The sequence below is a fragment of the Corynebacterium sp. HMSC070H05 genome, from assembly GCF_001837615.1.
GTDB lineage: Bacteria > Actinomycetota > Actinomycetes > Mycobacteriales > Mycobacteriaceae > Corynebacterium > Corynebacterium coyleae.
The window spans coordinates 13,291-32,229 of record NZ_KV833290.1 but is presented as its reverse complement, the minus strand read 5'-3'; the positions used below and the strand labels follow the sequence as shown (position 1 = coordinate 32,229).

Genomic DNA, 18,939 nt, shown 5'->3' with positions numbered 1-18,939 from the left:
AGCGTTACACCACACTAAGGGACGCAACCTGAGCGTTGGGGCACAGCGCCTAAGGCGCATACGGAAGCTGGGTTAGCATTTACTCATGTCTGTTTCTGAGCTGTCCACCAGTACCCAGAACTATTTGAAAGCTATCTGGGGGCTAAAGGAATGGTCATCCGAGCCCGTTACCGCCACACTTATAGCGAAACAGCTGGGACTCAAGCTCTCCTCGGTCTCCGATGCAGTGCGCAAAATGTCGAAGCAAGGGCTCGTGTCACACACGCCCTATGGCTCTGTGGAGTTAACCGAACTTGGCAGGCAGTACGCATTGGTCATGGTGCGCCGCCACCGATTGCTTGAGTCTTTTTTGGTTCAAGCATTGGATTATACGTGGGACGAGGTCCATGATGAAGCCGAAAATCTTGAACACGCGGTGTCTGACATGCTCATAGAGCGCGTGGATAAGTTCCTCAATTACCCCACTAGGGATCCACACGGCGACCCTATCCCTACGGTTGATGGACAGGTCACTATCCCCAGTGCGCACCGTCTCACCGACAGCGGCGCACAACCGCAGGTGACCGTGGAACGCATTTCTGATTCCGACCCACAACTGCTGGCCTTCCTCAAAGAGCAAGGCATCGTCATTGGGGCTGTTCTTACCACGCGCGAAGGAACGCCCTTTTCAGAATCGCTCGAAGTACAGGTAGCCGACAGTACTCAGTGGGTAGTACTTGGGCGCCCAGCTACGGACGCAGTGTTTGTAGCACACCACAGCCTGTAGTCTTTCCCTTTCTCATTAATCCGGTCCCTACCTGCCCTTTTAAAAACTACGGTGCGGCGTAGTTTGCAACTACGGTAGTACGTAGTTAATCTTTTCGATCATCACCTATCCCACTTATGGCTAAGGCCAGGATGAGCAGGATTGTCATGTCAGACTCACCAGATTTGGTGTACTTTTCTAGCGTTTCTGAAAACACAAAAAGATTCGTCGAACGCTTAGATAGACCCGCAGTGCGCATTCCACTGCGGCCCAAGAAAACCGGAATGATCCAGGTTTCACACCCGTACGTACTCATCGTTCCAACCTACGGCGGTGGCTCGCTCAAACGCGCAGTCCCCAAACAGGTCATCGACTTCCTCAATGACCCAATCAACCGTTCCTTTATCCGGGGCGTGATTACCTCAGGCAATACCAACTTCGGAAGCGCTTACTGCGTCGCCGGCCGCATCATTTCCGCTAAGTGCCACGTTCCAGAGCTGTATCACTTCGAGCTACTCGGCACGCAGAAGGACGTTGCCGCTGTAAAGCAGGGCCTTCACAAGTTTTGGGAGCAGCAAAGCAACTAACAATTACACCCCATTGATTTCCCACAAAATGAAGACCACATCCGCAACACACAGATTGGAAACCACAATGCCGCCACTTAAGGCCACCCCCACACAGCCCATTGGCCCTACGCCCCGCACCGCTTCAGCAGACGATGCCGGCGGTGTCGGTAAGCGCAAGAGCTACCATGCACTCAACGCGCAGCTGAACCTATTCGACGATTCGGGAAGAATCCAGTTCGACAAGGACATTGAGGCAACACAAGACTTTTTAGCGCACCATGTCACTCCCCGCATGCATCAGTTTGAATCCACCAAGCAGCGCTTGGAGTGGTTGGTTGATAACGAATACTACGAGCGGGAATTCCTTGAGCTTTATGATGACGATTTTCTGTGCACTATGTACGACAGAGCCCACCGAGCCAAGCATCAGTTCCGCACTTTCCTCGGCGCATTTAAGTTCTTTACTTCATACGCACTGAAAACCTTTGATGGCTCGCGATTTCTGGAAGGCTACGAAGAACGCGTCGCCACCACAGCTTTGTACCTTGCACAGGGCGATGAAGAGCTTGCGGAGAAGCTGGTGGATGACATCATGACCGGACGCTTCCAGCCCGCCACCCCTACTTTTCTCAACGCAGGAAAAGCCCAGCGTGGCGAAATGGTCTCCTGCTTCCTCCTTCGCATCGAAGACAATTTGGAAAGCATTGGCCGCAGCGTGAACTCTGCACTGCAGCTTTCAAAACGCGGCGGTGGTGTGGCCTTGTTACTGAGCAATCTGCGCGAATCCGGAGCCCCAATCAAAAAGATTGAGAACCAAGCTTCCGGCGTAGTCCCAGTCATGAAAATTCTGGAAGATAGCTTCAGCTATGCCAACCAATTGGGCGCTCGACAGGGCGCTGGAGCCGTCTACCTACATGCGCACCATCCAGATATTCTTCGTTTCCTGGATACCAAGCGGGAAAATGCCGATGAGAAAGTCCGCATTAAGACTCTTTCGCTGGGAGTTGTTATTCCAGATATAACCTTCCAGCTGGCCAAAGAGAACAAGGATATGCATCTTTTTAGCCCGTATGACATCGCTCGCGAGTACGGCGTAGCCATGTCTGACATGTCTATCACCGAGTATTACGACGAGCTGGTTTCCAATCCGCGAATTTCTCATACGACTATCAAGGCCCGCGAGTTTTTCACCACGCTGGCTGAGCTTCAGTTTGAATCTGGATACCCCTACATACTCTTTGAGGATACGGTCAACCGCGCTAATCCCCTCAAAGGACATATCAATATGTCCAATCTGTGTAGTGAGATCCTCCAGGTCAACACGCCATCCACCTACGGCGCCTCAGGTAACTACACCACCGTTGGCCAGGACATTTCCTGCAATCTAGGGTCGCTCAACATCGCTAAAGCTTTTGAATCACCGGACTTTGGGGAAACTGTTGAAACCGCGGTGCGCGCTCTCACGAAGGTCTCAGACCTAACAAATATCGAAGCTGTTCCTTCCATCGCTCACGGTAATGCATCCATGCATGCCATCGGGTTGGGCCAAATGAATCTCCACGGTTTCCTGGCTTCCAAGCGTATTCCTTATGGCTGCGCCGAAGCACTGGACTTTACAAATATCTATTTCCTGACCGTGACCTATCATGCGCTCCGTGCATCCCATGCGCTAGCGGTTGAGAAAGGTCAACGATTCACTGGCTTTGAAGAATCCACCTATGCCACTGGCGTCTACTTCGACAAGTACATCGACCAAGACTGGGCGCCGGCCACTGACCACGTAAAACAGCTATTCCATGAGGCTGGCGTGCAGATTCCTCAACGCGAGGATTGGCTACGGCTCAAGAACCAAGTGATGCAAGACGGCATCTACAACGCCTACTTGCAGGCAGTTCCACCCACTGGATCAATTTCCTACATCAATGACTCCACCGCGTCCATACACCCGATTGCCTCCAAGATTGAAATACGCAAGGAAGGCCGCTTGGGGCGCGTGTACTACCCCGCACCGGAAATGACCAACGACAACTTGGAGTATTTCGATGACTCCTACACCGTGGGGTACAAAAAAATCATCGACACCTACGCTATGGCCACCCAACACGTGGACCAAGGGCTTTCCCTGACTTTGTTCTTCACCGCTGACACCACTACGCGGGACATCAACAAGGCACAAATCTATGCCTGGAAAGCCGGAATCAAGACCTTGTACTACATCCGTTTACGCCAACCTGCACTCCAGGGAACCGAGGTCGAAGGCTGCGTTTCCTGTGCTCTGTAGGAACACGGTCCTTCCTTCATTCACAACCATCCATCAAGAAAGAAAGAAGCTATGTCTTCAACATCAAACACTGCTGAGCTAACCAGCATCTCAGTTACGCCGCCAAGTTACCGGCATGACCCTTCAGCCCGCATCCGCGCCATCAATTGGAATCGGGTGAGCGATGAGAAGGATCTTGAAGTGTGGAACCGCCTCACCGCCAACTTTTGGTTGCCAGAAAAGGTTCCACTTTCAAACGATCTCCCGGCGTGGCAGAGGATGACACCGGAGGAACGCAACCTCACCATGCGGGTGTTCACGGGACTCACCACCCTGGACACCGTCCAGGCCACTGTGGGCGAAATCTGTCAGATCCAAGATGCCCGCACCGAGCACGAGGAGGCCGTGTATACCAACATCGCCTTCATGCAATCAGTCCATGCCCGTTCTTACTCTTCAGTGTTTTCTACTTTGAGCAGTACGAAAGAAATTGATGAGGCATACCGCTGGGCGGTGAATAATGACCTTCTCCAGGCACGCGCCAAAAAAGTGCTCACTCATTATTTTGGACCCGATCCACTCAAGCGCAAAGTGTCATCGACGCTGCTTTCCTCGCTGCTTCTCTACGCGGGTTTCTATCTTCCCCTGCATTTTTCCGTCCACGCCACCCTGACAAATACGGCAGACATGATTCGCCTCATTCTGCGTGACAAGGCAGTGCACGGTTACTACTCAGGCTACAAGTACCAGCGCGGACTGGAAACGTCTGCTCCACAACGGCAACAGGAGATGCATGATTTCACTATTTCCTTGCTCGAAGAGCTTTATGCCCTAGAGCTGGATTATTCCGGCGAGCTATATGAGCCGTTGGGGCTCATGGATGATGTAGCTGTATTCGTTCGCTATAACGCCAATAAGGCGCTCATGAATTTGGGCTACCCGGACTACTTCCCACCTGAAGAAACGGAAGTGAACCCGGAAATCCTCGCTGCCCTAGCACCTGGAGCAGATGAAAACCATGACTTCTTCTCCGGCTCCGGTTCCTCCTATGTCATTGGCACCGCTGAAGAAACGAGTGATGATGACTGGGATTTCTAAACCGTTTCCACGACCAGACCAAGGAAGCTGGCTTGAGACCATCGCGCTGTTTGAAGCCATCCGCGAAGGAAACCAACCAGCAGCCATGCGGCTTTTGGATACGTCCGCCGCACGGGAGGCCGTCCTCGGGGGACTGTTAGGACTCATCGAACTGTACTTCCGCCATGAAGAAGACAAAGTGGATAACTTTCTTACTGCCGCCCACGCCGCCGGGCCACCGCCTGCCTTTGGCTGCAAGCCTTTTCTCCCTTGATCGCACGTACCTACGCCCAACTAAGAAGAAAGGACTTCCTATGACCACCCCACGCATTAGTGTTATCGTCGGCAGCCTGCGCCGCGGCTCATTTGCGCGCAAGATTGCACACGAAGTGCTCACAATGATCCCTGAAAACTACCAGGCAGACATCGTTGAAATCCGTGACTTGCCGCTCTATGACTTCGACTACGATGACCCCTCGGTCACGGACAAGCCCATTCCAGCTGAGTACACCACTTTCCGCGACACCATCAAGAACTCGAGCGGCGTCCTCTTTGTTACCCCGGAAAATAACCGTACTATCCCTGCCTGTCTCAAGAATGCAGTGGACATCGGTTCCAAGCCCAACTCGGATGTGGCTTGGAAGAACCTTCCCGCAGGTATCATCAGTCACTCTGTAGGCCGCATGGGCGGCTACAGTTCACAGAAGAACCTCCGGCTCGCCCTGTCCTACTTCGATATGCCGCTTCCTGGTCAGCCCGAGGTATTCCTTGGCCAATCCCCCACCCTCTTCGAAGACTCCGGCCATCTCAATGAAGGCACCGCAGGCTTTGTCAAAGACTACGTTATACGCTTCCTGCAGTTGGTCGACATGACATTAACAGCCAAGCACAGCTAGCGACGGCGACTAACCCTAGCCACCGCCCTCTACGAAGTACTTGAAGGCTTCTAAAGGGCCTTCTCAAAGACACAAACCCCGGATTCACACTCATCCTTGAGTTACCTGAATCTGAACCCAGGACGCTTCAAAAAACACCGCTCTAATTCTTCGATTTTCGCTGAATTAGAGCGGTTTTAGCGCTGTCGCTGGACACTGACCCTGGCGACATCCTGTTAGGTCGCTACAGGGCCATACAGGGCAGGGGAGACCCCCATCTACGGCTTGCCGCCGTCGGGGGGTGCTGGGCATCTACTCTTCGGGCCTGACGCTGCTCACCCTTGGGATTAAGATCTCGCGTCCGGCGGCTGCAGCTATCGACGGCGTCATTTTGACCATCGGCACCATCTGGGTCGTCTTCGTCTCCCAAAGCTTCCTTGGGCCGTTCCAGTCGTTCCTGATCACCCTCGGCGTGCCGCTGGCTAGCTGGGCAGGCATTCTCGTTGCGGACATCTTCGCCCGCACTAAGGATTACGACGAGCCGGCGTTGTACGATTCGGCAGGTCGCTACGGCGCCGTGGACTGGACCTCGATCGGGATCCTTGCCGTGTCCTCGGTGATCGGTTGGGGTCTTGTGGCCAACATGTTTGCGGAGGAAGCTTCCTGGAACAACTGGCAGGGATACTTCCTGCCACTGGTTGGGGAGCACTGGGCGGACGCGAACCTCGGTGTGCTCGTCGCACTCGTACTCTCCTTCGTGGCGGCGTGGTTTGGGCGCCGGGGCCGCATCCGCCGTCAGGAGGGGACTGCGGCCTAGGAGTCGCGCCCTGCCGTGCCCGACCCGGCGTCCTACCGCGCCGGGTTGCTGACCAAGATCCGATCCACCTGCTCGGCCAAATCTTCCGGCGCGGTGTCGAAGTCGCCGGGCAGTTCCCGATCCGCCTGCTCGAGCGCTTCCTGGTCGTGCTCGCCGGTGGCAAGGTGCGCCTCCGCCTCGTCGAGAAGCCGCTTCAACCGTGTCAGGTTGAGTTGGTAAGCACCGTCGTTTTCGGGGCCGGGGACCTCCTGGAGCCAACCCGTGCCGGTGAAGGTGGGCAGTGTCGCATCGATGATGTCGCGCTTCAGCCAGTTGGTCATGCGGGGCCCACCGAAGTTTTCCACCCGGCCCGCTGTTGCTTGGCGGACGGTGCCGGTGGGGGTGAGGGTGGGGCCAGTGGTGTCGTCTGCAAGCAACGCCACCTGCATCAAAATTTTCAGTTCTCGGGGAAATAGGGACGGGGCTTCAATGCACCCCACTGCGGCTTTGAGCAGTTCGCCCAACAACGCCTCCTTATTCGGTTGTGTTCGGACAAGGAGACATTATAAATCCGCCTCCGACACCGGGAGGCGGATTCTCGAACGGATGTGTGGTTTGTGGTTAGCGCTGCAACTTCCAGATCACGGAGTTCGTGGAACCTGCGCGCACGAGCGCGATGTTGGCGGTGTCGAAGACGTAGAGCTCACCGGTAAAGCCTCGGCTGATGGACACTGCGGGGATGAGCTGCTCTGGAGGGTTGCACTCCGGCTGGGTTTTGCGGGCGGTGTCGGAGACGCAAATGGTTTTGGTTTCGCCGCCGACTTGGTAGGACTCGCAACGCACGTTGCCGTTCTGGTTGGAGTAGGTACCGACGTTGTTTTGTGCGGCGGCGGAGGGGGCGAGGGCTGCGGTGGCGGTAAGGATCGCGACGGCAGCGACGGTTACTGGGGCTGTACGTGTGATCTGCATAACAGAAGTATTCCAGGCTATCCCCAGCGTTGCACGCCTCCTGGCAGCGATTTCAGCACAATTCCGAGTTGTTTCGCCTGCTCTGCGTAGGTTTCTACAAATTTTTCAGAACGCACCCCGCCCGCGCAGTAGACCACCACCTCGTCGCCTTCGACGTACTCGGCCAAGGCAAGGTCAACGGCATCGGGGTTGTGCTCGATCTGGCTCAGTGGCAGGTGGGCGGAGTTAACCGGCAGGTCCGCGATCGCCCGCTCGTGGGGTTCGCGGATGTCCAGGGCGTGGGCGGTGCCGGTGGTGATGTCGTCGAAAAGCAACTGCCCCTCAGTGCTCACGGCGCAGGCGTCGGTGTAGGTGGCCAAGTGCGTGACCAGAGGGCGCGCCGGGTCGCGGGGGACGGTGAAGCGGCGGATGGTGGTGGTCAGCGCGTCGTACATGTGCAGCCGGCCGATCTCCGCCTCGCCGATGCTCGCGAGGAACTTCACGGCCTCGGTGGACATCAGCCCACCCACCACGGAGGTGGTCACGCCGAGCACACCCGCGGTGGCACAATCCGGCACGGAATCCGCATCCGGCTGGGTGGGGTAGAGGTCCCGCATGCCCACGCCACCCTCTGGCGCGCCGGGGCCGGAGTGCCACAGAGCGATGTCGCCGCGGTAGCGCAGCACCGAACCCCACAGCAGCGGCGTGCCGGTGATTTCGGCGGCGTCGGCGGCGAGGAATTTGGTGGCAAAGGTATCTGAGCCGTCGATAAGTAAGTCGATGCCGTCAAGGGCCTCGATGAAGTTGTCGGCGGTCAGGCGATCCTTCACCGGCGTGACAGTGATGCCGGGCTGGAGCGCGCGCAGGCGCTCTGCGGCCACCTCCACCTTGCTGCGGCCGACGTCCTCGGCGCCGAAGAGGATCTGGCGGTGGATGTTGGTGATGTCCACGTGGTCGTCATCCCACACCGTAATGTTGCCAACGCCCGTGGCGGCCAGCGTCTGCATGACGGGGCAGCCCAGGCCACCGGCGCCGATGACCAACACGTGCGCGTCGTATAGGCGTTCTTGCTGCTCCGGGCCGAATCCGGGCAGGTTCATCTGGCGCGCGGTGCGCTTGAGTTCGTTTTCCGGCAGCACGGCCCTACAGCACCGCGTCTTCCCAGTCGGCCCAGCTGGCCAAACCGTCGAAGGTGGACGACGCCACGGCGTGCTCGCGCTTCGGGATGCGCCCAGCAGCGCGGGCCAGGCGGCCGGCCTCCACCGCGTGGCGCATCGCGTGCGCCATGGCCACCGGGTCCTGGCAACGGTTCACCGCGCTGGCGAGCAGCACGCCAGAACACCCGAGTTCCATGGCAAGGGAGGCGTCGGATGCGGTGCCCAGGCCGGCGTCGATAAGCACCGGCACCTGCGCGCGCGAGCAGATCAACTCAATGTTGTGCGGGTTGAGGATTCCAAGTCCAGTGCCAATCGGGGAGCCCAACGGCATCACCGCCGCAGCACCGAGATCCTCCAGGCGCTTCGCCGCCACCGGGTCGTCGGAGGTGTACGCCAGCACCGTAAAGCCCTCGTCCACGAGCATCTCGCAGGCGTCGACGGTCTCCACCACATCGGGCAGCAGTGTGCGGTCGTCCGCGATGACTTCCAGTTTCACCCAGTCCGTGCCCAGCGCCTCACGCGCAAGTTTCGCCGTGATTACCGCGTCGCGCGCCGTGCGACACCCCGCAGTGTTCGGCAGCGGACGGATATTTAGGCGCCCCAGCAGGTCAAACACGCTCTCGCCCGCGCCGGTGGTCGCGGAGTGGCGGCGCATCGCCACCGTGGTCATCTCCGTTCCACTTGCCACCAGGGCGCGCTCCAGCATGTCAAAAGAACTCGCCCCACCCGTGCCCATAATCAGGTGGGATTCAAACCGCTGACCAGCAATTTCAAGCACGTCTAGCCTCCTTGGACGGCGGTGAGGATGTCCACCTCTGCGTCGTCGATAAGCGCCTGCCCCCACTGCGAGCGCGGCACGACCTCACCGTTCACCGCTACGGCAGTGCCGGCCTCAGGCGCGCCGACCTCCGCCACCAACTCCTGCACAGTCGTGGCTTGGGTGGTGGTCCTTTCACCGTTGAGCGTTAGTTGCATTCGTGCCTCCTCGGGTCGCATGCGGATAAGTTTATGAATGGTGCTTGCTTTTCGACGACCCCAGCACCACACCGAGCCCCCAACGCCGCCAGCAAAATCCCGTGCCGGAAGTAACCGGTGGACACCACGGTGCGCTCGTCGATACGACCGATGTACGGCAAATCATCCGGCGTGCCCGGGCGCGCACCGGCGCCGGCCTCGAGGAAATCGCACTCCTCAACCGCCGGCACCACCTCAATCGCATCCCGCAGCAGCTGGTGAACGCCCTGCACCTGCGGCTGGTCGCGGCCGTCCTCGCGTGTAGTCGCGCCGATAGTCAGCGTGTGGTCCTCGCGCGGAATGAGGTAGATCGGGCGGTCCTCCACAAACCCGCGCACCACATGGTTCAGCAGCGGGTACTGATGGTCCGGCACACGCACGTGCAGCACGTCGCCGTACACCGGGCGCAGATCCAGAAACGGGACCAGCTCGCGCGCGCCCAGACCATTAGCGACGACCACCTGATCCCCGTCCAGCTCGTCCGTACTATCCACGCGCTTGTGTATGAACGTCACCCCGGCATTCGCGCAGGCATCCATGAGCGCTGCAGTGAACAGCCGCGGCTGCACCTGGTGATCCCCCGCAATCCGCACCGCACCATTAATGGCAGGGGAGAGCGCCGGCTCAAGGCCGCGCGCCTGACGAGTGGTGACTTTCTCCACCGCCATACCGTGCTTTTCCTGGTACTCGCTGAGTTCGGCCAGGTGCGTCTTGTCCGCCACATCGCGCGCGACCACCAGCGTGCCCTCCGTGCGATAGCCCGTGGGCAAATCCGAATATTTTGCGGTCAGCTTGATCAGATCCGGGTAGAGCTCCGCAGACGCCGTCATCAGCGGAAAGAGCGGGTCTTGCTTATAGACGACCTCCGCCGTCGGCGCCAACATCCCACCCGCATAATGCGACGCCCCCGACACCGGTGCCGGGTCGTACACCGTGACCGCATGGCCGCGATCTGCCAACGTAAGCGCAGTAGACAGACCGATGATGCCAGCACCGACAACCGAGATATTCACAGCGATCAGGGTAGCGCTTTTGCCCGGTCCGTTTGGCCCCTTTCAAACTCCGCGATCACACGCTCGCAGTAGTCCTGGGAATCATCGGCGTGCATGATGCCGCGCACAATGGCCAACCCGTCCACGCCCGCAAGCGCCAGGTGGTACGCGTCATCCACCGTCACGTCCCCGATGGCCACCAGCGGCACCTGGGCAGCCGCCACCAGGGGCGGGTAGCCGCCGAAGCCCAGGGGAGGTCGGCCCGAGTCCTTCGTCGGTGTGTCGCGGAAGGGCCCGCAGCCGATGTAATCGATCACGTCTTTGTATGCGTTCGCAGCCTGAACCAGTTCCATCGTGCCCGTGGTCAGACCGATGATTGCGTCCGGCCCCAGCAGGTCGCGCGCCACCTTAACGTCCAGGTCGTCTTGGCCCACGTGCACGCCGGCGATGCCGTGGTCGCGTAGTGCTAAGGCGACGTCGACGCGGTCGTCGATAAGCACCTGCGTCTTCGGGTTCACCTCGTGCACGGCCTCGGCCACATAGCGCGAGAGGGTGTACAGGTCGCGCGCACTAATCGGCTTGGAGCGCACCTGCACAACCCCAGCACCGCCAGCCGCGGCGGCGCGGGCGCGCTCCACAATGTCGTCACCCTGGCCGGTGACAAAATAACAGCGTAAATCGAGTTCGGGTTTGCCCATAAGCTGCGAATCCATGCACATCACCCTATGCGGATTAGATCTGCAGCGGGCCGGTACGCGTCGGATGGCCCAGCGGCTCGATGTGCACGATCGTCTCCGCGCCACCAAGCGCTGCGGCGATACCTTCCTCCACCGCATCCGCGTGATCGTGGGAGTGATCCACCGTCCAGGAGCCTGGCACCTGCATAACCAGGTTGACCAAGCGGTCGCGGCCAGCCTCCGCCGTGCGCACGGACGTGAACGTCACGCCGTTGTCCTTGGCGTAGGCATCCAGAAAGTTATGGACGACGTTCTGCTCATCCTCAGGCAGCGTGTGCGACAGCAACCCAAGGATCGCGCCCTTGAGCAACTTGTAGCCGGTGAACAGGATGTTCAGGCCGACCAGCAGCGCCACAATCGGGTCGAGCGGCTGCCAGCCAGTCAGCCACACCAACGCCATGCCGACGATGACGCCCACGGTGGTCCACACGTCCGTGATTAAGTGGTGCCCGTCCGCATTCAGGGTGGTGGAGCGGTACTTCTTACCCGCGCGGATGAGCGCGACACCCACGCCGAGGTTCAACAGCGTGGCCACGATAGAGAACGCCAGGCCGATGCCGAGCTGCTGCACCGGTACCGGGTTGATCAGGCGATCCACCGCCGTATAAATGATCACCGCAGAGGCGATCAGGATGAGTGTGCCCTCCACCTGGGCGGAGAAGTACTCGGCGCGGGAGTGGCCAAAGTTGTGGTTATCGTCCGCCGGCTTGGCTGAAAGCTTCAGCGCCCACAGGCCCACGGCGGCTGCGACGAGGTTGATTCCGGACTCCAACGCGTCCGAGAGGAAACCCACAGAACCCGTCACCCACGCCGCGGTTGCCTTCAGCACAATCGTGACAATGGCAGCGCCGATGGAGAGCCACATGAAGCGCTCTAAAAGTTTTTGTTCATCAGCAGCTGCCCTGGTAGAGGCGGGTTCTTGGGTATTCATAGCGGGACGAATCGTAGCACTTGCGTACGCTGGTTGCCCACGTCAATGCTGTCTCATTGAAAGGAACACACCATGGGCCGTTGGGTCGTCGCAATCGCAGGTGCCGTCGTGGGCGCGCTGTTCTTCGGCTGGCTGCTGCAAATGCTCGGCGTCACCGGCATCCTTTACACCGTCGGAGTACTTATCGGGTCCGCTGTGACCTCCTCTGCCGCCGGTGCACTGATCAAGCCCGGGCGTTAACCCGGGCGCGTTGTTGTTTCCCACCAGTTAGGAACACCCCTTATGGCGCGCACACGCCGTCTCCAGTCAGACCCCTTGATTTTCTTCTCCGCCTTGGGGTTCATCCTCATCTTCGTTGCGGGCACCATCGCGTTCGGCGATACCGCCCGCGAGTCCTACGCCGCCGTCTCTGGCTGGCTGATGGACCACTTCACGTGGCTCTACGTCGGCGGTATCTCCGCCACGCTGGTCTTTTTGATCTGCGTGTTCGTCTCCCGCTACGGCAACCTGCGGCTTGGCGACGACGACGATGAACCCGAATACTCATACCCCGTCTGGTTCGGCATGCTCTTTGCCGCCGGTATGGGCGCAACGCTGCTGTTCTGGGGTGCCGCCGAACCGCTGAACCACGCCTTCAACCCGCCACGCGGCGGCTACGAATCCATGAGCCGCGACGCCATCATCCAAGCGTTCGAGTTCACCTACTACCACTTCGGCATCCACATGTGGGTCATTTTCACGTTGCCTGGTCTGGCGGTGGGGTACTTCGTCTATAAGCGCAAAATGCCCGCGCGAATGTCCTCCATGTTCGCGCCACTGCTCGGCCGCCGCGTGTACGAAGCGCCCGGCAAACTTCTCGACGCCCTGGGCATCATCGGCACCGTCTTCGGCCTCGCCGTCTCCGTCGGCCTGGGCGTACTGCAGATTTCCGCCGGCATGAACATCCTCTGGGACGTGCCCCTGGTCACCCCGGTGCAGATCGCGATCATCTGCGGCATCACCATCGCCGCCTCCATCTCCGTGGCAACCGGCCTGGACAAGGGCGTGAAGATCCTGTCCAACCTCAACATCGCCGGCACCATCGCCCTGATGCTCTTCGTGCTGCTCACCGGCCCCACCCTGAAACTGCTCGGCCAGATCACCGAATCCTTCGGCATCTACGCACAATCCCTGCCCGAGCTGATGTTCTGGGTCGACTCCTACAACGACAACCCCGGCTGGCACGCCACCTGGACCGCCTTCTACTGGGCCTGGACCATCTGCTGGTCGCCATTCGTGGGCATGTTCTTCGCCCGCATCTCCCGCGGCCGCACTGTCCGCGAGTTCATCGGCGGCACCCTGCTGCTGCCCACCGCGTTCGACCTGATCTGGTTCTCCATCTTCGGCCGCGCCGCCATCGACATGGAAGAACACAACCCCGGCGTGCTGACCAAACCCGTGGTGGAAGACGGCGACACCCCACAAGCACTGTTCAGCCTGCTTGCGGACTACCCGCTCTACACCATCACCGGCACCGTCGCACTGATTGTGATCGTGCTGTACTTCGTCACATCCATGGACTCCGCCGCCCTGGTGATGGACATGTTTGCCTCCGGCGAGGAAAACAAATCACCCACCTACTACCGCGTCGGCTGGGTGGTCGCCGTCGGCCTGGTCACCGGCGCGTTGCTGTTTATCAACGACTCCGGCATTAACGCCCTCCAACAAGTCGTGATCATCATCGCCTTGCCGTTCTTCTTCATGTACTTCGTCATGATGTACTCCCTGGTCAAGGCCATGAGCGACGACTCCGCCGCCGCCCGCAAAACCCGCTCCCGCACCTGGGAGAAGACCGACACCGCCGAGAAACTCGAAGAAGGCGAAAATAAACCCGCGCCGGGCTACGACGCGCAAGGCAACGAGGTGGAGCGCCCCGAACTCGAATACGACGCCGAGGACAACTCCTGGAAGTTCCCCGAAGGCTTCAAACTCGAGCGCGGCGACCGCGACACTATTGTCGACGAACGCCGCCAGGACTAGCGCGCTTGGGCCAGCTCGCTTGGCCTAGCTCGCTAGGCCAAGCGCTTGATTCGCATCTTGCGGTGGGGAACTCCTGTATCCAGGAATTCCTCACCCTCGGCCACGAGCCCGAACTGCTCGTAGTAGCCGACAAGGCCGGCCTGCGCCTCGATGACCAAATCCCCGGGGAAACGCTCGGTGTATTCGATACCGGCGCGCACGATCTCCGGGCCGAGGCCCGATCCGCGGTGGTTGGGGTGGACCACGAAACGCCCAAAGCGCGATCCCGTCTCGGTGGGGAAGACGCGGGCGCAGCCGGCGAGGGTGTCGTCGTCAAGCAGTGCGAGAATGTGCTTCGTCTCGGGGTTGGCATCCTGATCATCGATCTCCGCGTACGGGCACTGCTGCTCCGCCACGAACGTATCCACCCGCAACTTGTACAACTGGTGGACCTGACGCGGCGTCATCTCATCCAGCGATAGAAACCTGATCATTTCTCGGCTCAATCCTTCCTGTCTTGCCATACGAAAGGTGGCGGTGCGCCCACTCAAACGGACCCTGCTTGCCCGCGCGCTCCAGCAGCATCGCGAGCGCGATCGTGATCGCCCACACTAGCAAGCCAATGCCCAACTTGCCGGTCACCGTGGTGTCCAGACCGATGCCCAGAAACGCCGGGGTGCACAACAATACGAACAGCACCGACTGTGCCAGATACCCCGACATGGAACGCTTACCCAACGCCACAAACGCGCGCGCCCACCCCGGCACGTTGTTATTCAGGCGGTGCGTGGCCAGCGCGAGTGCCGCCAGGATGCCCGGGCCCGTGAGGTAGCCCAGCGCCTGGTTCAGGATGAACAGCGGCAGCTCCCACTGTGCCGGCAGCACACCCGCGGCCGCCAAACCCCACGGCAGGCCGATGCCGACGATGATCACCGCGGCGATAACGGTCCAGGTGATGAGGGTTTTGCGGTGCGTGGTGACGTCGACAAGCACCCGCTCCCGCGCCCACACAAACCCAATAATCGCCAACGCCCACAACTGCAACGCCGCAACAGGCTGCATGGCCAGCATGCCCACCGCCATCTGCAGGTTTGAGGAGAAATACGCACCCGGAGTATCAAACGTGATCGTCGGATCCGGCTGTATGATCGCCTCCGAAGAATTGAAGAAAAACGCCGAGACGCCACCTAACACCCCGAACGTGGTGAACAGGCCCAGAATCGAATACGCCACAATGCGCAACGTCTTCGACGACCACGACAACCCCCACGCCAACAAGATGCCCACCAGGCCATACGTGAGCATGATGTCGCCATAAAACAGGCCAAGCATATGCGCCAAACCAAACAACGCGAGCACTGCGTATCGACGAACCAACACCCGCCGCGCATCCTTCAACGGATAGTGCTTGCGGTAGAGACTGGCCGCCACCAGCCCGAAGCCGAACCCCAACAGAGTGGAGAACATCGGCAGGCCACGCACGTGGATAAACATCGCGGCGAACACGGCACTGACCTGGTCGACGATGCTGTCCGGGCGCACGCCACCGACCGACCAGCCCGCACGCGACTGATCCTCCGACCAATCATTGGTGATCCACGTCTGCGCCACATTGGCCATCGCGATGCCAAGCAGTGCGGTGCCGCGCGCCAAGTCAGGCACGATCAGGCGCTGCTTTTGGGTTTGCGCCGGTTGCTGAGGTTGCGCGGGTTGCTGGTTCGGGTGCGGGGTCGCATGCGAATTCATGCGGCTCAACCTACACGGCTACCGCGACATGTTCGCTACGGCATCAGCCACGGCGACACCGCCGCCAAGATCGTGCGCGTCGAATGATCCAGCACCGGGTCCAGATCCGGCGCGAACAGCGGCGAGTGGTTTGCCGGGGCGCCCTCCATTTCCTTCTTGCTGCCTACCGCCCAGTAGAAGTACGGCACGCCCCAAGCTTCCGCGATGGTGGGGAAGTCCTCCGAACCCGACAACCGGCCGAAGTTGCCCGCGCGCTTACCAAACTGCTCGCGGAACACCGCCATGACCTTCTCCGTCGGCTCCTCGTGGTTGCTAAACACCGGCGCGCCGCCGATGACCTCAAAGGTGGGCTCCCGATCGCAACCCGCAATGGCGCATTCTCCTTGGACGATGCGCTTGATGTCGTCGTTAAGCTTGTCCGAAATTTCCTGCGTAAACGCGCGCGTGGAGACCTTGAGCTCCACCGAATCCGGGATCGTATTCGGCGAATCGCCGCCGTGGACCGCGCCGACCGTGACCACGCCCATCTCCTGCGGATCGATATTGCGCGAGATGATCGTCTGCAGACTCATGATCACCTTTGCCGCAAGCACCACCGGGTCGATGCCATGCTGCGGCATCGAACCGTGCGAGCCGCGGCCGAAAATCGTGATCCTGGTCTGCACACACGTGGAAAACACCGGGCCCGACAGCGCGCCCACGCCGTAATCGTCGATCCACGGGCCCACATGCTGACCCAACACCACATCCGGCTTGACGATCTTCTCCGCAAGCCCCGCCTGCGCCATATCCACCGCGCCCGCGCCGGTCTCCTCGCCCGGCTGGAACAAGGCGATAAAGGTGCCCGACCACAGGTCCTTGTGCTGCGCCAACGCCTCCGCCGCGCCCAGCAGGGCAGTGGTGTGCATGTCGTGGCCACACGCGTGCATCCGGTTCAGCGACGGGTCCGCCGAGTATTCCAGGCCGGTCGCCTCGCTGATCGGCAGGGCATCGAAATCCGCGCGGAAGCACACCACCGGACCCTCGCCGTTTTCCAGCACGCCGACCTTGCCCGTCTTGCCCACCGCCGTGACGGTGTAACCGATCGCGGTGAGTAGCTCCTCAATGCGTTGCGAGGTAGCAAACTCCTGCATCGACAGCTCCGGGTTCCGGTGGAACCACTTGTAAAGGTCTTCGCGCTTGTCGCGTGTCTTGTCGATCGTGTCCTCGAAACCAGCGAGGCGTCCAGTGAGTTTCGGTAAGTCAGCCATGGGCCTACCTTACGTGCCCTAAAGCACCCCCGGGTGGGTCTTCGTATGGTTGAATGGTGCCAATGTTGCCCAAGTGATTACTGTGGCAAAAGTTGTCTTCACGCGCCTTCGAAACACTGATAGGGGATAAGTATGCGCCGCCTCCCATCGGCCCGCACCATTGTCGCTGCCGCCGTCTCCGCCCTCGCGCTCGTCGTCACGCCTGCTCTTAGCGCAGGTGCCGCGCCCGCGATGGCACAAAACGCAGCGCCCGTCGACACCGCCGACCCCAACTACTTCTGGCGCACCGACATCATCTCCAAAGCCCTCGCCGGCAAACCCGGAGCCGACCGCGTCCTCCACCGCGTCCCCGGATCCTTCCACGACGCACCACGCGTCCCCGCCGAAGCCGACCAAGCCCGCGCCCGCGGCAACGCCCTCTACGGACCCGGCACCCCGCTCTACGTCGGCAACACGCCCGGCTCCGAGTTCATGTGCACCGCCACCGTCGCCGGCTACAACGACCGCGGCCAAAAAGTCGCCCTCACCGCCGGCCACTGCGGCAACGTCGGCGACAAGGTCAAATCCGCCGACGCACCCCAACTCGGCACCACCGGCACAATCACCCAAGTAGACAAACAAAAAGACTTCGCCGTGATCACCCTGGACAAAAACACCGAAGTCACCCGCACCTACGACGGCATCACCGCCAACCACGTCGGCGGCGCCCCCGTCCGCCCCGGCGGCACCGTGTGCAAGAAAGGCGTCGCCTCCGGCTACACCTGCGCACCCACCTTCACCGACTGGGACACCCACAACGTCAACCACGTCTGCGCCATGCAAGGCGACTCCGGCGCCCCACTCATGGTCGGCGACCGCGTCATCGCCATGGTCAACGGCGGCACCTGGCGCGCACCATTCGACATCGCGTGCCACAGCCCGCTGCAAGGCCCGATCCACGCGCCGACCGCATCAGCGCGCCTCGACTCCGTCCTGCCGTCCGTGAAGGGCGGGTTCCGGCTCCCGTAGATCTCGTGGGCTCGGGGCGCGGGTCCGCCGGGAAAGACCGCTAGGCGCAGAGGCGGACGGCGACCTCGTCGACCACCTGGGGGTTGCCCGCCACGCACCAGGTCACGCCGCCGGCGTCGACCTTGACGCAGCGACCACCGACGGCCTCAACGAGCGCCTTGCCGGGCAGCCAATCCCAGTCGGGGACGGAGTGCTGCATCCACGCACCCATCTGACCTGCGGCGATATTGGCAAGGTCGACGGAGCCGGCGCCGAGCATGCGGATCGTGGCGGCCTCCGAAACCACGCGCAGCCAAGGTTCGCGAACGGCAGCATCCGACATAAAGGTGGGGTGGAGGTAGGTCACCACCGCGCTTTCGGCGAGCGGGGCGTCGGCAAGGGCGGGCAGGGCAACGCCGTTGCGGGTGGCCTCGCCGTCGGCGGCGACCCAGGTCGTGTCCAGGGCGGGGCGGTGGATGGCGGAGATGGTTGGGGTGGGGGACGTGGAGTCGTCGATAAGAGCGAGCGCCGAACAGAAGTAGTCGGAGCCTTGCGAGAAGTTGTAGGTGCCATCGACGGGGTCGATCACCCAAGTGCGGCCGGTGCGGGAGGGGCGGTTGGCGCCCTCCTCGCCGATGACGCCGTCGTTGGGGCGAAGCGCCTCGAGCGCGCTGGCGACGAAACGCTCCGCGGCACGATCCGCCTCCGTGACCACGTCAGACACGGAGGTTTTGAACTCCGTGCCCAGGCCCTCGGCGCGCATGCGAAGGGCAAGGCCGCCGGCGTGTTGGACAAGCGCGGCGGCCAGTTCGGCGTCGGAGGAGGAACGGTGTGCGTTGATAAATGCTTCAGTCACG

Annotated in this window: 22 protein-coding genes; 10 read left to right on the top strand and 12 right to left on the bottom strand. The window is 60.7% G+C overall.

The genetic code is table 11. The features are described from left to right. Positions 1–85: 85 nt before the first annotated feature. The 7 genes from HMPREF2617_RS12395 to HMPREF2617_RS02650 all read left to right on the top strand — a co-directional run bounded on the left by HMPREF2617_RS12395 (position 86) and on the right by HMPREF2617_RS02650 (position 6,343). Entirely contained in the window at positions 86–766 is a 681-nt protein-coding gene (locus HMPREF2617_RS12395; RefSeq protein ID WP_022862719.1) for a metal-dependent transcriptional regulator, read from the top strand. A gap of 116 nt (positions 767–882) precedes the next feature. Beyond that, positions 883–1,332: a class Ib ribonucleoside-diphosphate reductase assembly flavoprotein NrdI gene (gene nrdI, locus HMPREF2617_RS02670; protein WP_052093126.1), complete on the top strand. Its 450-nt coding sequence runs from the start codon at positions 883–885 to the stop codon at positions 1,330–1,332. A gap of 67 nt (positions 1,333–1,399) precedes the next feature. After that, positions 1,400–3,595 carry a class 1b ribonucleoside-diphosphate reductase subunit alpha gene (gene nrdE / locus HMPREF2617_RS02665; protein WP_052205721.1) on the top strand — a complete coding sequence of 732 codons (2,196 nt, stop codon included), beginning with the start codon at positions 1,400–1,402 and terminating at the stop codon, positions 3,593–3,595. A gap of 51 nt (positions 3,596–3,646) precedes the next feature. Continuing rightward, complete coding sequence (nrdF, locus tag HMPREF2617_RS02660) at positions 3,647–4,672, top strand: class 1b ribonucleoside-diphosphate reductase subunit beta (protein ID WP_034666259.1); 1,026 nt, start codon at positions 3,647–3,649, stop codon at positions 4,670–4,672. Next, on the top strand, positions 4,653–4,925 hold the full coding sequence (locus HMPREF2617_RS11825; RefSeq protein WP_133065267.1) for a hypothetical protein: 273 nt from the start codon (positions 4,653–4,655) through the stop codon (positions 4,923–4,925). The genes nrdF and HMPREF2617_RS11825 overlap by 20 nt, the downstream gene beginning before the upstream one ends. A 40-nt stretch (positions 4,926–4,965) precedes the next feature. Next, positions 4,966–5,547 (top strand): NADPH-dependent FMN reductase, encoded by a 582-nt coding sequence (locus tag HMPREF2617_RS02655; protein ID WP_022862715.1) that lies wholly within the window; start codon positions 4,966–4,968, stop codon positions 5,545–5,547. A gap of 280 nt (positions 5,548–5,827) precedes the next feature. Further along, complete coding sequence (locus HMPREF2617_RS02650) at positions 5,828–6,343, top strand: cytosine permease (protein ID WP_141743335.1); 516 nt, start codon at positions 5,828–5,830, stop codon at positions 6,341–6,343. 32 nt (positions 6,344–6,375) lie between these two features. Here HMPREF2617_RS02650 and HMPREF2617_RS02645 read toward each other — a convergent pair whose 3' ends face one another. From HMPREF2617_RS02645 to HMPREF2617_RS02610, 8 genes are all read right to left on the bottom strand, one after another. Further along, the gene (locus HMPREF2617_RS02645) at positions 6,376–6,846 is read right to left on the bottom strand and encodes a hypothetical protein (protein WP_070452108.1); all 471 of its coding nucleotides are present in this window, start codon (positions 6,844–6,846) and stop codon (positions 6,376–6,378) included. Between the two features lie 97 nt (positions 6,847–6,943). Next, a complete protein-coding gene (locus HMPREF2617_RS02640) occupies positions 6,944–7,291 on the bottom strand; it encodes a hypothetical protein (RefSeq protein WP_070839713.1) in 348 nt (115 codons plus the stop codon). Positions 7,292–7,308: 17 nt separating this feature from the next. Next, positions 7,309–8,409, bottom strand: a complete 1,101-nt coding sequence (locus HMPREF2617_RS02635) for a ThiF family adenylyltransferase (protein WP_256374913.1) — start codon at positions 8,407–8,409, stop codon at positions 7,309–7,311. 4 nt (positions 8,410–8,413) lie between these two features. Continuing rightward, entirely contained in the window at positions 8,414–9,205 is a 792-nt protein-coding gene (locus HMPREF2617_RS02630; protein ID WP_070569006.1) for a thiazole synthase, read from the bottom strand. A gap of 2 nt (positions 9,206–9,207) precedes the next feature. Further along, positions 9,208–9,402 carry a sulfur carrier protein ThiS gene (gene thiS, locus HMPREF2617_RS02625; protein WP_070614447.1) on the bottom strand — a complete coding sequence of 65 codons (195 nt, stop codon included), beginning with the start codon at positions 9,400–9,402 and terminating at the stop codon, positions 9,208–9,210. After that, positions 9,393–10,460, bottom strand: a complete 1,068-nt coding sequence (thiO, locus tag HMPREF2617_RS02620) for a glycine oxidase ThiO (protein WP_070839710.1) — start codon at positions 10,458–10,460, stop codon at positions 9,393–9,395. The genes thiS and thiO overlap by 10 nt, the downstream gene beginning before the upstream one ends. After that, positions 10,460–11,131, bottom strand: a complete 672-nt coding sequence (locus HMPREF2617_RS02615; protein ID WP_070839707.1) for a thiamine phosphate synthase — start codon at positions 11,129–11,131, stop codon at positions 10,460–10,462. The genes thiO and HMPREF2617_RS02615 overlap by 1 nt, the downstream gene beginning before the upstream one ends. 34 nt (positions 11,132–11,165) lie before the next feature. Beyond that, complete coding sequence (locus HMPREF2617_RS02610; protein WP_070839704.1) at positions 11,166–12,101, bottom strand: cation diffusion facilitator family transporter; 936 nt, start codon at positions 12,099–12,101, stop codon at positions 11,166–11,168. 72 nt (positions 12,102–12,173) lie between these two features. Between HMPREF2617_RS02610 and HMPREF2617_RS02605 the strand changes: the two genes are divergently transcribed. Both HMPREF2617_RS02605 and HMPREF2617_RS02600 read left to right on the top strand, forming a co-directional pair. Then, positions 12,174–12,341, top strand: a complete 168-nt coding sequence (locus tag HMPREF2617_RS02605; RefSeq protein WP_070422543.1) for a glycerol dehydrogenase — start codon at positions 12,174–12,176, stop codon at positions 12,339–12,341. Between the two features lie 42 nt (positions 12,342–12,383). Next, entirely contained in the window at positions 12,384–14,120 is a 1,737-nt protein-coding gene (locus tag HMPREF2617_RS02600) for a BCCT family transporter (RefSeq protein ID WP_083323174.1), read from the top strand. Positions 14,121–14,152: 32 nt separating this feature from the next. Here the strand turns inward: HMPREF2617_RS02600 and HMPREF2617_RS02595 are convergent, their stop codons facing one another. Genes HMPREF2617_RS02595 through HMPREF2617_RS02585 form a run of 3 tightly spaced genes read right to left on the bottom strand, consistent with a single transcriptional unit; the run spans position 14,153 to position 17,095 of the window. Then, complete coding sequence (locus tag HMPREF2617_RS02595; protein WP_070839701.1) at positions 14,153–14,593, bottom strand: GNAT family N-acetyltransferase; 441 nt, start codon at positions 14,591–14,593, stop codon at positions 14,153–14,155. Beyond that, positions 14,568–15,845 carry a DUF418 domain-containing protein gene (locus tag HMPREF2617_RS02590; protein WP_083323173.1) on the bottom strand — a complete coding sequence of 426 codons (1,278 nt, stop codon included), beginning with the start codon at positions 15,843–15,845 and terminating at the stop codon, positions 14,568–14,570. Before HMPREF2617_RS02590 ends, HMPREF2617_RS02595 begins: the two co-directional genes overlap by 26 nt. A gap of 35 nt (positions 15,846–15,880) precedes the next feature. After that, on the bottom strand, positions 15,881–17,095 hold the full coding sequence (locus HMPREF2617_RS02585) for an amidohydrolase (protein WP_070839699.1): 1,215 nt from the start codon (positions 17,093–17,095) through the stop codon (positions 15,881–15,883). A 132-nt stretch (positions 17,096–17,227) separates the two neighbouring features. Between HMPREF2617_RS02585 and HMPREF2617_RS11995 the strand changes: the two genes are divergently transcribed. Beyond that, entirely contained in the window at positions 17,228–18,103 is an 876-nt protein-coding gene (locus HMPREF2617_RS11995; RefSeq protein ID WP_070839696.1) for a chymotrypsin family serine protease, read from the top strand. 40 nt (positions 18,104–18,143) lie between these two features. Here HMPREF2617_RS11995 and HMPREF2617_RS02575 read toward each other — a convergent pair whose 3' ends face one another. Next, on the bottom strand, positions 18,144–18,938 hold the full coding sequence (locus tag HMPREF2617_RS02575; RefSeq protein ID WP_246821680.1) for an inositol monophosphatase family protein: 795 nt from the start codon (positions 18,936–18,938) through the stop codon (positions 18,144–18,146). Between the last annotated feature and the right edge of the window lies 1 nt (position 18,939).